Origin of the sequence: Klebsiella sp. CD33 (genome assembly GCF_051992865.1) — a bacterium.
In the GTDB taxonomy this organism is placed as follows: domain Bacteria; phylum Pseudomonadota; class Gammaproteobacteria; order Enterobacterales; family Enterobacteriaceae; genus Klebsiella; species Klebsiella pneumoniae.
Genome location: NZ_CP197023.1, coordinates 2,899,631 through 2,914,810 on the forward strand (window position 1 = coordinate 2,899,631; position 15,180 = coordinate 2,914,810).

Consider the following 15,180-nt stretch of genomic DNA (forward strand, 5'->3'; position numbering starts at 1 on the left):
ATGCATGCCGCTAACCGTGCCGACCTCAACGTCCTGCCTTCGGCGGTGATGATCTACGATGAGCGCGAACGACTGCAGGCCTGGAATGATAAGGTGGCGCTGTTTTATCCAACGATCGCGCCCTGGCTCGCCGTCGGCGCTTCTCTTGAGAGCCTGGCGGAGAAGTTTATCGATGCCGGTTATAACATTGACCCTGGCCGGCAACAGACGCTACGCGAGACGATTATCCGCAACTGCCGCCAGGCGAACCATTGCGAAGTCCGCCAGTCGGGCAACCGCCGGATTTACGTTCAGCATCAGCGGCTGGCGGATGGTGGAATTGTCAGTCTGCATACCGACATCACCGAGCTTGACGAGGCCCGACGCGCACGTCACCAGCTTCACGACGATTTTTTATTCACTGCGGAGTCGATCCAGATCGGTATCTGGGACTGGCAGGTCTCCCACGACAACCTGCAGGTGAATGACACCCTGCTGGCGATGGTCGGCCAGTCGCGGGCACAGTGGCGCTATCCGCTGCGTTTTATGCTCAATCTGGTCCACGAGGACGATCGCGCTACCCTGCAGCAGGCGATGATCGCCTCGCAAAACGAGCATATGCCGGTTTTTGAATGTGAACTTCGCGTCCAGCACCCGACGCAGGGCTGGCGCTGGATGCTGCTCTCCGGGCAGATTGTCACCCTCAATATGCAGCAGCAGGCAGAGCGGGTGAGCGGCACGTTGCAGGATATTACCCGGCGCAAAGCCGCAGAGCTGCTGGCCATTGAGGCAGCGAAGGAGGCCCGCGAGGCGAACGAAGCGAAAAGCGCCTTCCTCGCCAATATGAGCCACGAAATCCGCACCCCGATGAACGGCATTCTCGGCATGACGCAGCTGTGCCTCGACACGCCGCTGACCGCGGAGCAGCGGGAGTACCTTTCGCTGGTGATGAGTTCAGCCCAGTCGCTGCTGCACATTATTAACGACATTCTTGATTTCTCACGCATTGAGTCGGGCAAGATGCAGGTGGACGAAGAGCCGCTGGAGATCCACCCCTTTATCCAGTCGCTGATCCGCCCGCATATGCCCGCCGCCAGCGAAAAGGGTATTGAGCTGCTGGTGGATATCTCCCCTGCGGTACCGGAGGTGCTGATCGTCGATGGCCCCCGGCTGCGGCAAATCCTGACTAACCTGTTGGGTAATGCGCTGAAGTTCACTCATCAGGGGGAAGTTCTGCTGGCAATAGCGCCGGCCGACGACGAAAGCCGCTGGCGCTTTCGCATTCGCGATACCGGGATTGGCATCGCCCCGGAAAAGCAAAAGGCAATCTTCGAGGCCTTCAGCCAGGCCGATAGCTCCACCACCCGCCGCTACGGCGGCACCGGGCTGGGATTAACCATTTCGGCCCGCCTGGTCAGCCTGATGGGCGGCGAGCTGACGGTGGAGAGCCAGCCCGGGACGGGCAGTGAATTTGCCTTCACCCTGCCGCTGGCAGGTCTGCACACCGCCTCCGCTAACGCCCCGCCGGGCCGCTTCAACAATGAGCGGGTGCTGGTGGTTGACGACAACAGCACCAACCTGCGCCTGCTCGACACCATGCTTCGCCAGATGGGGCTGATGCCAAGCTGCGTGGACAACGCCGGCGAGGCACTACGCCGGGCCGCCGAAGGGCCGCCCTGGCCGCTGATCCTGCTCGACGCGCAGATGCCGGATATGGACGGCGTATCGCTGGCGCTGGAGCTCTCCGCCCTGCCCGAGGCCCGGCAGAGCCAGATCATTATGCTCAGCTCCATGAGCCGCCATTTTGACGCCAATATGCTTAAGCGCATCGGTATCGCCCACTATCTGCATAAACCGGTGGCGCAGCGCGAACTGCATCAGGTTATCGCCGGTATTCTCCTTCCCACGCCGGTGGTGGCGACAGCGCCAGCCCCCGTTGCGGAACCGGTCAGGGACCAGACCGGGCTGCATATCCTGCTGGCTGAGGACAACCTGGTTAATCAAAAGGTCGCCAGACGGCTGCTGGAGCAGTTGGGTCACCGCTGCGAGGTGGTGAGCAACGGCCGGGAGGCGCTGGAGCGCTGGCGCGCAGCCTGCTGGGATCTCCTGCTGATCGATCTGCAAATGCCGGAGATGGACGGTGAAACCGCCATCCGTCTGCTGCGCGAAGAGACGCCGGCGCTGGGCAGGCAACATCAGCCCGCGATGGCCATGACCGCCCATGCCATGCAGGGCGATAGAGAGCGCTGTCTGGCGATGGGCTTCGACGGCTATATCGCCAAACCAGTGAGTCTTGAGGCGCTACGGGAAGCCATCGCCCGCGTCGGCGCAGCGGAAGATAGCGGTTTGGAGGAAGAGAAAGGCCTGCCGGACGAGGCCCACCTGCTAAAACAGTGCGCCGACGATCCTGAGCTGGTCGAGGAGCTGCTGGGACTCTTCGCTGAAGGGCTTGACGCCGCAACGTCGGCCCTTACCCACGCCATTGACGCCAATGACCGGGAGACGCTGCGCCGTACCGCCCACAAGCTGCGCGGCGAGGCGGTCACCCTCGGCTTTCAACGCCTTGCCGGGGTGCTCCAGCAGCTGGAGAGCCAGGCGACGTCGCCCGACCGGACCGTCCCAGATGACCTGCGCGACGCGCTGGCCGAGGCAACCACAGGCTGCCACCGGTGGCTACATCGCAGATCGCAGGAGGTTCCCCGTGCTCCATAGACGCCTTCTGCTGCTGGTGGTTTGTCTGCCGCTGGCGCACGCCGGTTCTGCGCCGGTGACCTGGTCCTTGGCCGGGCAATGGCGGGTGCATGACGCCAACGACAGCGCCTTCGACGGCGCGCAGGCTTCGGATGGCGACTGGCGCACGCTGCGAGTACCGGCAAACTGGTACAGCGCTGGATACGATCATCAGGGCGCCCTGTGGTATCGCCATCAGTTTACCCTGCATGGCCTGTCGCCGGATGCCATGGCTACCCTGGTGTTTGACGGCGTCGATTACTTTGCCGAGGTGGCGCTCAACGGCAAGACGCTGGCCCGACACGAGGGCTATTTTCAGCGCTTCCCGGTGGACATCAGCGGGGCCATACGCCGCCATAATCAGCTCGCCGTGCGGGTCGATAGCCCCTATGAAGACCCGCAAAAGATCTGGCCGCTGCACAAAACGCTGATGAAAGGGATCCTGAATCAGCACGACACCCGCCCGGGCGGCGCCTGGTCGGTTCAGGGGCAGGATGCCAACTCCGGGGGGATCTGGGCGCCGGTGAGGCTCCATCTGAGCCGCGGCGTCACCATCGACGAGGTGATCCTGCGCCCGGACTGGCAACAGGGGCTGGAGCAGCCCATGCTGCGTGCCGAAATCCGCTATCGGGCTGTGACGCCCGGCCCCGTCACGCTACGCCTGACGGCTACCCCGGACAATTTTTCCGGCCCACGTTTTCACCAGGCCTTCGCGGTCACTCTGGAGAAAACCGCAGGCGTCCTGCACGTCTCGCTGCCCATGCCGTCCGCGAAGCTCTGGTGGCCCGTGGGCGCAGGCAAGCCGAACCTCTACCGGGTGCGCGCCACCCTAACGGATGACCGGGGGATGATGGATACCGCCGTCACCCGCACCGGATTACGTAAGGTGGAAGCGCTGGCGGACAATCAGGGCTGGCGCATCAACGACAGACGGCTGTTCATTAAGGGCAGCAACTATATTGGCTCCCCATGGCTAAGCACCATGACGCGGAAAAAGTACCGTCGGGATTTCAGGCTTGTCACGGCGATGAACGCCAACGCCATCCGCGTTCACGGCCACGTGGCGGGCCGCGCGCTGTATGAGGTGGCCGATGAGATGGGACTGATGATCTGGCAGGATGTCCCCCTGCAATGGGGTTACGATGACAGCGCCGCCTTCGCCGAGAACGCTGTGCGCCAGACCCGGACGATGATGGACCAGTTCGGCAATTCGCCGGCGATTATTGTCTGGGGCGGCCACAACGAGCCGCCGTGGAACTCGCCGTGGATGGAAAAACGCTTCCCTGACTGGCGTAAAACCTTAAATCAGACCCTGACGCAGCGGGTGGGCGATGCGCTTGCGGAAGATACCTCCCGCATCGTGCATCGCTTTTCCGCTGTCGAAGAGCACTACTGGGCAGGCTGGTATTTCGGCACCCTGCGCGACCTGCTCGCCCCGGCGAAAACCGGGATTATTACCGAGTTTGGCGCCCAGGCGCTGCCCCGGCTCTCCACCCTGAAGACCATTATCCCGGCCCGTCTGCTGTGGCCGAAAACCACCGCTGCCGACGACCCCGGCTGGGTGCGATGGAAGTACCATAATTTTCAGCCTTTCCAGACCTTTAAATTTGCCGGTATTCCACGAGGCAACAATATTCAGGAGATGATTGAAAACACCCAAGCATATCAGGCCCGGCTGGTGGCGCTGGCGGCGGAGAGCTATCGCCGTCAGCGTTATCAGCCGGTGACCGCCCTGTTCCACTTTATGTTTGTCGAGACATGGCCCTCCATCAACTGGGGGGTGGTGGATTATCTGCGCCAGCCGAAGGCCGGTTACTATGCCCTGCAGCGCGCCTATCAGCCGATCCTGCCGTCCATCGAGCCGGTGACCGCCAGCTGGCGTCAGGGAAGCCCGGCGACGGTGCGCCTGTGGGCGATTAACGATACCTGGGCAGCCTGCGAGGATTGCCGCCTGACCTGGCAGGTCAGGCAAAATGGCCAGATGCTCGCTCAGGGGGAAACCTCGCTGACCCTGCCGCCCGACGCTGGCCAAATGGTCAGGGAGTTGACCGTCACCCCCGCCGGCCCGCAGCCCGTGACGATCGTCTACCGCATTGACAACCGTCGCGGCAAACACGTGGGTGCTAACCAGCATACCGAGCCCGTCGCCGCGGCGCAGGCGGGGAGATGAAGATGGAGCCAATCGGTGCCGCGGTCAGTCGTGGATTTTCACCCCCAGACATCCGCGAACGAACTCAGGGTTGAAGTGTTTTACCGCTTCGCCAACATAGCCTAAATCCAGGGCGCTGATTTGCGCCATTTCGTTGTCTGTTAATACGAAATCCCAGATAGCAAAATTTTCTTCAATGCGCTCCTGGCGGGTGGATTTAGGGATCACCGTGACGCCACGCTGCACGTTCCAGCGCAGAACAACCTGCGCAATGGTTTTCTGGTGCGCATCGGCGATCCCCCGAAGCAATGCATCTTGATACGGATTATGTCTGCCACCGCCTAACGGCGCCCACGCTTCAGGCTGAACGTGATAATGCTTCATGGCTTCCAGCGCCGCGGGCTGCGCGAAATAAGGATGCAGTTCAACCTGGTTCACCATTGGTTTAATTCTGACAGTTTCGCAGAAGTTAGCTAACACATGGGGGTAAAAATTGGAGACGCCGATCGCTTTCAGGGTACCGGCCTCATAGGCCTCTTCCAGCGCACGCCAGGCGCTGAAATAATCGCCCATCGCCTGATGTAGCAAATAAAGATCAAAGTATTCCAGGCCCGATTTTTTTAATGACGCGGCAATCCCGGCTTTCGCCATCCCGGTGTTGGCCATGTCCTGGACCCACAGTTTGGAGGTAATAAACAGCGCCTCGCGGGTACACAGACCTTCGGCGATGGCTTCGCGCACGGCCTCACCCACCGCATCTTCATTATCGTAGACGGCAGCGGTATCGATGAGGCGATAACCGGTGCGAATGGCGTTCAACACCGCCTGCTTACACTCCGCTTTATCGGTCACCTTGAAAACGCCGAAACCCAGCATCGGCATTTTGCGAGCGTTACTTAATACTGAATATTCCACGGTGAAGCTCCCCTCTTGTTAAAACACCATGGTAAGACAGGAACGCGGTCACGATTAGCCTGTCATTCCTGATTTGACTTATGCATTCAATTCATTAATCGCAGTGCGCTGAGATGATCTGATTTTGACAGAGAGCAGAAAAGTCACCCCTGCCGCGCCCAGCAGTAACAGACCGCTCAGTGCAAAAGTGCTGTGCCATCCCAGACTATCAAACACCAGGCCGCCTACCGTTGACCCGAGGGCTATCGATAGCTGGATCACGGCGACCATCAGCCCGCCGCCCGTCTCCGCATCCTCGGGCAGCGTCCGCGCAATCCATGTCCACCAGCCGGTGGGCGCCGCCGTCGCCAGCAGCCCCCACAGGCTTAACAGTACGGCGACCGATCCCGTGTGGTGTCCGGCCAGCAGAAGCGTTCCGGCAATTGCGGCCATTAACAACGGGATAGCCACCAGCGTCGGATAAAATCGGGCATTCAGAACGGTCGTAATAAGCAGCGTGCCGATAAAACCGGCGATACCCATTGTCAGCAATATCAGGGACAGACCAGAAGGACTGACCTGGGTCACCGTCTCCAGAAACGGTCGCACATAGGTAAATAAGGTAAACTGTCCCATAAAGAACAGTCCGCAGGCCAGCAATCCCAGGGATAGCGTAGAAAGACGGAACAGACGCAGCACCGATCCCTGCCGCTGTGGTGCGCGCGGACTTTTCATCGACGGCAGGCTAATGCATTGCCAGACGAAGGCCAGCACCGCCAGCGGGACAAGACATAAAAAGGCGCCGCGCCAGCCGACGGTGGCCCCCAGGTAGCCGCCCAGCGGCGCTGCCACAACGGTGGCCAGCGCGTTACCACCGTTAAAGATGGCCAGTGCGCGGGAGACCTGGCGTTGCGGCACAAGCCGAATGGCCATTGCCGCCGACATCGACCAGAAGCCGCCGATGACGATCCCAATGAGCGCTCTGCCCAGCATATAAACCGGGAAACTGGACGCCAGGGCAATAATCACCCCAGAGGCTGCCATCAACGCCGTGAGCCCCAGCAGCAGCCATTTACGGTCCAGCGATCCGGTAAGACGGGATATCGTCAGGCTGGTCAGTACCGCCAGCGCGCCAGAAAGCGCAATGCCCTGACCGGCTAATCCCTCGGTAATGTGTAAATCACCCGCGATGGGTGTCAACAGACTGACCGGCATAAATTCTGAAGCAATGAGCACAAATACGCAGAGCGTCATCGCCAGGACGCCGCTCCAGTGTGCCCGGGTGTGACCTAATGCAGACATTATTTCTCTCCGACAAGACAAAGCCGCCCGCAGGCGCGTGGCGGCTTTGGGGATGTCTCCGGCACAGGAGATCTATTTCAGGTTGGTTTTAAAAAATTGCGCGAACGTCGCAAAGGGAATTTTGCCCGCGACGTTGTCATAGAGATCGACGTGGTTTGCGCCTGGGACAATCACCAGCGCTTTCTCTTTACTGCCGATGGCCTTAAAGGCATCTTCGGCAAAATAGCGTGAATGGGCTTGTTCGCCGGTCACGATAAGCGTCGGAATAGTCACTTCACTGGCGTAACTCAGCAGCGGCATATTCATAAACGACAGCGGCATCGTCGCATTCCATGCCCCGGTTGAATTAACCGAACGCGCATGGAAACCACGCGGCATACGGTAATAATCGAAGAACTCTTTCAGGACCGGATTGGGGTTGGCGGGCAAGGTTTCCGGCAAAATACGATCGGCAGCGCTGACGTTGCCCTTATCATCAACATAAATGTCATGCCCACCGGGGACGAAGGTGCCGTTTGCCGCATCTTTCCAGCGCTGCACGTTCAGATAGCGCAGTACGGCGCGACGATCGGCAGTGGTATAGCGGTCTTTGCCATCGCCCACTCCATGCCCCATCGCGCGGCTCATGTCATACATGACGCTGGTCGCCACCGCTTTGACGCGGGTGTCCATCGCCGCGTCGTTCAGGGCCATACCGCCCCAGCCGCAAATGCCGAGCAAACCGATACGGTTGCGATCCACCTCTTTTTGCAGGCCCAGAAAGTCCACCGCGGCACTGAAATCCTCGGTATTGATATCCGGTGAGGCTACGTTGCGTGGGTAGCCACCGCTTTCGCCCGTATAGGATGGGTCAAACGCCAGGGTGACAAACCCCTGTTCGGCCAGCGTCTGGGCATACAGGCCGCTGGACTGCTCTTTTACCGCGCCGAAGGGACCGCTCACGGCAATAGCTGCCAGTTTGCGTTCACCGCGATCCTTCGGCAGGTAGAGATCGCCAACTAAGGTTATCCCGTAGCGGTTCTGGAAGGTCACCTTACGGTGATCCACTTTCAAACTCTCAGCAAACGTTTTATCCCATTGTTCAATCAGTGAAACAGGCGCATTCGGGTTAGTTGTCTCAGCAGAGCTCATCGTTGTGACTCCAGTTAATGAGGCGCAAAGCAGCATGGCGGGTATCGCGGCTGTCAGTTTTTTGGTGAAAACCGTCATCAAAATTCCCCTAAATAAACGTGATCAATGCAAGTCTCCAGTAGACAATGCAGCTTTGCTTTATTGTCGTGCGCTTAGTGTAGCCAGCAGTAATGGTTCTTATTAGGGGGCGAAAAATGCTAAGATTAATACCATATTGTTCTAAATGGCATGCGGATGACGAGGCGGGAGAATGGCGAAACGGGAAAACTATAATGACCTCTATCTGTTTATGCAGGTGGTGCGGGAAGGCAGTTTTACCGCCGCAGCGCAACGACTTGGCCTGGCGCAGTCCGGTGTAAGCCGTGCGGTTCGTGAACTTGAAGAGCGGCTGGGCGTTCAGCTTCTGGTGCGCACCACCCGCCGATTGTCGCTCACTCAGGCGGGTGAGCAGCTCTATCACAATGTCGAATCCGGTTTCGACGCCTTAGATATGGGACTCGCCACGCTGGCCCACTATCGTCAAACGCCCTCCGGTACGGTACGCATCAATGCCAGCCAGCATGCCATTGATAAAGTCCTGCTGCCGAAGCTGGCAGTATTTAAACACCGCTATCCCGATATCAGACTGGAACTGATCAGCGAAAGCCGGTTTGTCGATATTATTGCGCAGCGATTCGATGCGGGCGTGCGTCTGGGCCCGGAAGTCGGGAGTGGCATGATTGCGGTACGCATTTCGCCCGATATGGAGATGGCGGTGGTGGGTACCCCGGAACATTTTCGCCGCTACGGCTTTCCACAAACGCCCGCCGATTTAGTCGCCCACCCCTGCATCGCTTATCAGTTCGGCGACGGCAGCCTTTACGCCTGGGAACTTAATGTGGATGGCAAAAAAATCACCCACCCACCTCAGGGACAGTGGGCTTTCGCCGATAGCTATATGGAGGCCAAAGCGGCGAGGCTCGGTCTGGGGCTGGCCTATGTCCCGGAAGAGCTGATTACCGACGATCTAGCCCAGGGCACACTTATCCGGGTGCTCCAGCGTTATAGCCAGCGTCTGGAAGGTTCATATCTCTATTACCCGCACCGCAATGTGTCGCCCGCGCTGAGAGCGGTCATTGATACATTGCGAATGTAGCAGAGGTTGCCTGCAGGCAGCAGGCAACCGGTAGCGGCCGGTGACAGCTTCTGTACTCGGACCTGTCATTTAATTCCGATCGATGCAAACAGTAATGCCAGACGTAAATGAATTTATATAAATATTAATTTTGTGAGTTATGTACTTCATTATAAAGTTTAGAAGCAGCACCTCTGCGTAACAAGCTAAAAAAGCAAATAATCGTAAAAATGAAGGGGTAAATAGCCAAAACCCATGCCAATTTTTGATTTTTAATAATATTATTTATAGTATCACTCAACGAACCACTTGAAAAGTTCTCACAAATCCTGTCAACCGAGCGCACACTTATCCCCGCTATTTCTGAGAAAACCGTTTTATCGAAATCTTCACTTTCACACTGTTTTTTATCGAGCTTCCACTCAGTCCAGTTCAGGGGAAGGTAATTATTGGTCCAGATCGAACTCTCAGCAATATGATCATTAATCCAAACCCATGACTTGTCGTCGCCTAATCGTACTAGTGCGGATGGCTTCAATGCCAGCAACATAAAATTTGATAATAGCAGCATAGTTAACACACAAGAGAAAAATACACCAACATTAGCGATAAATAATGGTTTTATTGCCTTAAGCGTTGATATTTCAAACCATCCTTTCGCGGCTGTGACATGACGAATATCTATATTTTTCTTTTTCGTCCAGTTAATCAGTGACTTGATCTCTTCTTTATTTCTTGCGCCGACATTAAATAAAACATTAAAACGTTCAACATCATTTCTCTCATTGAAATATGCATTTATTTTACCGTCGTGAAACGTTTTCCCTCCCAGGCAGAACTCCCATAGCCGGTTCAATAAAGAATATGCGGATCCTGCCCGTTTCCAGATAAACACTCCTAATAAACCAAAAGTAACAAAAATTAACGCGCTATTTATCAGTCCATCAAAATTCCATATCGAAGAAATTAAACTTTCCATCTAGCCCCTCTTAATCATCCCGCTAATCGTATGCTCAGCAATCACACCACAGCATCATTACAAAATAAATATTTTTTAACTGCAACTTTTCTTATCCAGCGCACAAGGTCATTGCCGATATCTTCTTATACGCAGGCCACAACTATACGTCACGTTCTTCTGCTACTTGAGCCTTACATTCCACCTCAGTGCTGCTACGCTATCTCTGAGAAAATGGCGAAGGAGATATAATGAAAGTCCTCAGTATCCTGATCCGTCGATGCGTGCTGATTGCCCGCTTTGAAGAAACCGTTTCGTTTTATGAACATCTCATTTCGCAAAAGGCAAGGTTACGTTTTGACTATCCCGAATACGATCTCAAACTGGCGCAGGTGGGTTCCGTGCTTTTAATTGGCGGAACCGAGCAAAGCCTGGCTCCGTTTCGCGCCACCGAGGCCACTTTCCTGGTCAACGACATTACCGCCTGGGAGAAACATCTGCCTTCCACCGGGGCAACGATTATCAACCCGGTGAAGGCCGTGCCCACCGGCTGGAACATGCTGGTTCGGCATCCGGATGGCATGATTGCCGAATACGTTGAGCATCATGATAAAAACCCGGCGGATGAGATCTTCTGATGCTTCGCGACCAGATGGTAGAACCTGGCATCAGTCGGCCATACTGCCAGAAAAGTGAGACTTTCTACTGTGGCGCGAGAAGGAGAGCAGGAAAAACTGGCGCGGCAAGCCGCGCCAGCTCGGAGTTCAGCGATGGTTGCCTGACATCTTCAGGCAACCACGATCGGTTAGTGCTTCACGATATACATGGTACGGCTGTAGGCCACATCTTCCGGGTTGGTGATCGGGTAGCCTTTCAGCCACGGCTTAATCAATCGGCCGTTAGTGTACTGGTAGATCGGCGCGATCGGCGCTTTGACCATAATGATCTTTTCCGCCGCGTTGTAATCGTCGTTACGCGCTTTGGCCGAATTCTCTACCGCCGCCTGGGCGAGGATTTTATCGTACGCCGGATCGTTAAAGCGCGAGATATTTCCGCTGTGGGTGGAGGTCAGTAGCGACAGGAAGGTGGACGGCTCGTTGTAATCCCCCACCCACGAGGCGCGGATCACGTCGAAATTGCCGGTGTTACGGCTGTCGATATAGGTTTTCCACTCCTGGTTCTGCAGCTTCACTTCCACGCCGAGGTTTTTCTTCCACATCGACGCCACCGCGATGGCAATCTTCTGGTGGTTCTCAGAGGTGTTATACAGCAGCGTCAGCTTCAGCGGTCGATTCGGGCCATAGCCAGCGGCAGCCAGCAGGGCTTTCGCCTGGGCATTAAGCTCAGCCTGACTCATGCTCTCAAACTGTGACGGCTGGGGGGTGAAGCCCGCCGTCACGTCCGGCGTGAAGCGCCAGGCCGGTTTTTCCCCGGTCCCCAGTACTTTCTCCGCCATCACCCGGCGATCGATGGTCATGCTCAGCGCCAGGCGTACCCGCTCATCCGCCGTCGGCCCCTTTTGGGTATTGAAAGCGTAATAGTAGGTACCCAGCTGCGGCGGGGTATACACCTGCCCCGGAATATCCTTCAGCAGTTTCTGGTACATATTTTTCGGGAAAGACTCGGTGATATCGATATCCCCTGCAAGATAGCGCTTGGTGGCGGCGGATTCCTGGTTAATCGGCACAAAGGTGACCTGCTGGATCACCGTTTTGGCGTTATCCCAGTAGTGCGTGTTCGGCACCACCACCAGCTTCTCATTGACCACACGGTCTTTCAGAACATAGGCGCCGTTGCCCACCAGGCTGCCGGGCCGCGTCCAGTTCGCCCCGCTGTCGACATTCGCCTTTTGCACCGGATAGAAGGCAAAGCTGGCGGTCAGGTTGCTGAACCACGGCAGTGGTTTATCCAGCTGCACCCGCAGGGTGTGGGCGTCGACGGCGGTGACTCCCAGGGTCTCCGGCGCGGCTTTGCCGTCAATAATGTTCTGCGCGTTAGCGATCCCCGCCAGCGCCGCGAACCAGGCGAACGGCGAAGTGGTTTTCGGATCCACCAGACGCTGCCAGCTATAGACGAAATCTTCGGCAGTAACCGGCGTGCCGTCGGACCAGCGGGCGTTATCACGCAGGGTAAAGGTCCAGACGCGGTTATCGTTGCTCTGCCAGCGGGTCGCTACGCCTGGAACCAGGTTGCCTTTCGCATCCTGATTGACTAAACCTTCAAACAGATCGCGGATCACCTGGATTTCCGGCAGGCCCACCGCTTTGGCGGGATCTAACGAGGCGGGTTCATCTTTGATATGGCGCACTAACAGCTGTTTTTCCGCCAGTACCGTGCCCGGCGGTACGTCAGCCGCCCAGGCCAGAGAAGATACGCTGGCTAACCACAGCGCGCCGCATGTCAAAGCGACAGGATACTTCATAAGATCCCCTTTAAAATGAAAAAAATACCGCCAACAGAGCGATAATTATTTGTTTCATCACCTGAAATTGCAAACGACATATGATAGAAAATTGATGTGCCGTCGGATTTCACGCCTCAGGGAATGGGTTTGATCCCGATACGCTTTTCGCCAACACTAAATAATAACGACACACAGGAAGCCCTATGTCTATTTCACGTCCTCGCCCGCAGCGCGGCGACTTTCCGCCGGGAACCCGGCAGTATGGCAGCTCGGAACTGGGCGCGCCGCTGCTGTGGTTTCCTGCGCCGCAGGCCGACAGCCGTAGCGGGCTGATTATTGCCGGTACCCACGGTGATGAGAATTCGTCGATTGTGACCCTCTCCTGCGCCCTGCGCACCCTGAAACCCGAGCTGCGCCGCCACCACGTGGTGCTGACGGTCAATCCTGACGGCTGTCAGCTCGGGCTGCGCGCCAATGCCCGCGGCGTTGACCTCAACCGTAACTTTCCGGCAGCCAACTGGAAGCAAGGGGAAACGGTTTACCGCTGGAATAGCGCGGCGGCGGAGCGCGACGTGGTGCTGTTGACCGGCGAGCAGCCGGGTTCGGAACGGGAGACCGAGGCCCTGTGTCAGTTGATCCATCAGATTCATCCGGCGTGGGTGGTCTCCTTTCACGATCCGCTGGCCTGCATCGAAGATCCGGGCCACAGCCCGCTGGGTCGCTGGCTGGCCGACGCCTTCTCCCTGCCGCTGGTGGGCAGCGTGGGCTACGACACGCCGGGCTCCTTTGGCAGCTGGTGCGCCGATATCGGACTCCCCTGCATCACCGCCGAGTTCCCGCCGGTCTCCGCCGACGAGGCAACGGAGCGTTACCTGCCGGCGATGACCGATCTGCTGCGCTGGCAGGCTTAAAGATGAAGCACGCCGGTGCTGAACCGCAGCGCCGGCTCAACGTCCACCGCCAGCCATGTCGGGCCGTCGAGGTCAGCGAAGCGCGCCAGCGGCGCCAGAGGGAGCGCGGCGGCGATCCCGCGCGAGGTGCAAAGCATACAGCCCAGCATCCGTTCAAATCCCTGCCGTTCCGCCTCCCCGGCCAGAGCCAGCGCTTCGGTCAGGCCGCCCGTTTTATCCAGTTTGATATTGACCATCTCATAGCGCCCGCGCAGCCGCGGCAGGCTCTCCCGGGTGTGGCAGCTCTCGTCGGCGCAAATCGGCAGCGGATGAACGAAGTTTTCCAGCGCCGAGTCGTCGTCGGCGGGGAGCGGCTGCTCAAGCATCGCCACACCGAGGTCCGCCAGCAGCTGACAGCGCGCCGCCAGCCCCTCGCTGTGCCAGGACTCATTGGCGTCAACAATCAGCGTAGCCTCCGGCGCCGCCTGGCGGATAGCGATTAGCCGCTCACTGATCAGTCGATCGTCGAGCTTCACCTTCAACAGCTGGGCCCCTGCCTGCCACAGCGCCGCGGCGCTGGCCGCCATCTGATCCGGCGTGCCAATGACCACCGTCTGGGCGGTAATCACCCGGTCAGGCAACGCCACGCCCAACAGCTGGGCCAAGGTTTTGCCTTCGCGCCGGGCCTGCAGATCCCATAGCGCGCAGTCAATGGCATTGCGCGCGGCGCCTGCCGGCAGCAGCCGCTGCAGCTGTTCGCGGGTAAGCCCCGCCTCCAGTTGCTCGCCGATCGCCATCACCTGGGCCATGACCGAGGCGATGCTCTCGCCATAGCGGGGATAGGGTGTGCATTCGCCTACCCCTTTCACGCCGTCCTCTTCCAGTTCCACTACCACCACTTTCGCCTCGCTGCGGCTACCGCGGGCGATCACAAAAGGGGTATGGAGCGGCCAGGCTTCCTCATACACTCGCACGTTACGCATTCCCTTGTCCTCTCTGGTAAATGTTAAATAGGGTTTGCCGTGTAGCTGGCGGATGTCATACACTACTCGCGACGTTAACTATATGTAAACAGGAAGATAACCATGTCACAAACCGTGCATTTCCAGGGCAACCCCGTTTCTGTTCAGGGCACCATTCCGCAGGCAGGCGCTAAAGCGCAGCCGTTTACGCTGGTCGCCAAAGATCTCTCTGACGTCGCGCTGAGCCAGTACGCCGGCAAACGTAAAGTACTGAATATTTTCCCGAGCATTGATACCGGCGTGTGTGCCGCATCAGTGCGTAAATTCAACCAGCTGGCCGCTGAACTGGACAACACCGTAGTGCTGTGCATTTCCGCTGACCTACCGTTCGCCCAGTCCCGCTTCTGCGGCGCGGAAGGCCTGAGCAATGTGGTCACCCTGTCCACGCTGCGCGGCGCGTCCTTCCTCGCTGACTACGGCGTCGCCATCGCCACCGGTCCGCTGGCTGGCCTGGCTGCGCGTGCGGTGGTCGTAATCGATGAAAACGATCAGGTCGTCTACAGCCAGCTGGTGAACGAAATCACCGAAGAGCCGGACTACGACGCCGCGCTGGCCGCCCTGAAAGCCTGATAACAGATTGCCCGGGCGCGTCGCGCTCGCGGACATT

13 protein-coding genes are annotated in these 15,180 nt (G+C 58.0%); 6 read left to right on the forward strand and 7 right to left on the reverse strand.

All coding sequences use genetic code 11. The features are described 5' to 3' along the window. Together ACR809_RS14435 and ACR809_RS14440 are read left to right on the forward strand one after the other, a co-directional pair. Entirely contained in the window at positions 1 to 2,691 is a 2,691-nt protein-coding gene (locus ACR809_RS14435; protein WP_122051381.1) for a hybrid sensor histidine kinase/response regulator, read from the forward strand. Continuing rightward, entirely contained in the window at positions 2,681 to 4,879 is a 2,199-nt protein-coding gene (locus ACR809_RS14440) for a glycoside hydrolase family 2 protein (protein ID WP_032445940.1), read from the forward strand. The genes ACR809_RS14435 and ACR809_RS14440 overlap by 11 nt, the downstream gene beginning before the upstream one ends. A gap of 24 nt (positions 4,880 to 4,903) precedes the next feature. Here ACR809_RS14440 and ACR809_RS14445 read toward each other — a convergent pair whose 3' ends face one another. The 3 genes from ACR809_RS14445 to ACR809_RS14455 form a co-directional block, all read right to left on the reverse strand. Continuing rightward, entirely contained in the window at positions 4,904 to 5,773 is an 870-nt protein-coding gene (locus tag ACR809_RS14445) for an aldo/keto reductase (RefSeq protein ID WP_004152141.1), read from the reverse strand. A gap of 78 nt (positions 5,774 to 5,851) precedes the next feature. Further along, positions 5,852 to 7,054, reverse strand: coding sequence for an MFS transporter (locus ACR809_RS14450; protein WP_122051382.1), 1,203 nt, complete (start codon positions 7,052 to 7,054; stop codon positions 5,852 to 5,854). 72 nt (positions 7,055 to 7,126) lie between these two features. After that, on the reverse strand, positions 7,127 to 8,263 hold the full coding sequence (locus ACR809_RS14455) for an alpha/beta hydrolase (protein ID WP_122051383.1): 1,137 nt from the start codon (positions 8,261 to 8,263) through the stop codon (positions 7,127 to 7,129). Positions 8,264 to 8,435: 172 nt separating this feature from the next. On the opposite strand from ACR809_RS14455, the gene ACR809_RS14460 reads away from it, so the two are divergent. Next, positions 8,436 to 9,320, forward strand: coding sequence for a LysR family transcriptional regulator (locus ACR809_RS14460; RefSeq protein ID WP_048333592.1), 885 nt, complete (start codon positions 8,436 to 8,438; stop codon positions 9,318 to 9,320). Positions 9,321 to 9,444: 124 nt separating this feature from the next. Here ACR809_RS14460 and ACR809_RS14465 read toward each other — a convergent pair whose 3' ends face one another. Then, positions 9,445 to 10,278, reverse strand: coding sequence for a DUF6216 family protein (locus ACR809_RS14465; protein ID WP_101970403.1), 834 nt, complete (start codon positions 10,276 to 10,278; stop codon positions 9,445 to 9,447). Positions 10,279 to 10,508: 230 nt separating this feature from the next. Between ACR809_RS14465 and ACR809_RS14470 the strand changes: the two genes are divergently transcribed. Next, positions 10,509 to 10,895: a VOC family protein gene (locus ACR809_RS14470; RefSeq protein ID WP_040244216.1), complete on the forward strand. Its 387-nt coding sequence runs from the start codon at positions 10,509 to 10,511 to the stop codon at positions 10,893 to 10,895. Positions 10,896 to 11,062: 167 nt separating this feature from the next. On the opposite strand, the gene ACR809_RS14475 is transcribed toward ACR809_RS14470, so the two are convergent. Together ACR809_RS14475 and ACR809_RS14480 are read right to left on the reverse strand one after the other, a co-directional pair. Then, positions 11,063 to 12,679, reverse strand: coding sequence for a peptide ABC transporter substrate-binding protein (locus tag ACR809_RS14475; RefSeq protein ID WP_004176446.1), 1,617 nt, complete (start codon positions 12,677 to 12,679; stop codon positions 11,063 to 11,065). After that, positions 12,676 to 12,792 (reverse strand): hypothetical protein, encoded by a 117-nt coding sequence (locus ACR809_RS14480; RefSeq protein WP_004148146.1) that lies wholly within the window; start codon positions 12,790 to 12,792, stop codon positions 12,676 to 12,678. Before ACR809_RS14480 ends, ACR809_RS14475 begins: the two co-directional genes overlap by 4 nt. Positions 12,793 to 12,864: 72 nt before the next feature. Between ACR809_RS14480 and mpaA the strand changes: the two genes are divergently transcribed. After that, positions 12,865 to 13,572, forward strand: a complete 708-nt coding sequence (gene mpaA, locus ACR809_RS14485; RefSeq protein ID WP_004152134.1) for a murein tripeptide amidase MpaA — start codon at positions 12,865 to 12,867, stop codon at positions 13,570 to 13,572. Here mpaA and ycjG read toward each other — a convergent pair. Beyond that, positions 13,569 to 14,534, reverse strand: a complete 966-nt coding sequence (gene ycjG / locus ACR809_RS14490; protein ID WP_023279944.1) for an L-Ala-D/L-Glu epimerase — start codon at positions 14,532 to 14,534, stop codon at positions 13,569 to 13,571. The genes mpaA and ycjG overlap by 4 nt on opposite strands. Before the next feature lie 102 nt (positions 14,535 to 14,636). Between ycjG and tpx the strand changes: the two genes are divergently transcribed. Further along, positions 14,637 to 15,143: a thiol peroxidase gene (gene tpx, locus ACR809_RS14495; RefSeq protein ID WP_004152131.1), complete on the forward strand. Its 507-nt coding sequence runs from the start codon at positions 14,637 to 14,639 to the stop codon at positions 15,141 to 15,143. The last annotated feature ends 37 nt before the right edge of the window (positions 15,144 to 15,180 follow it).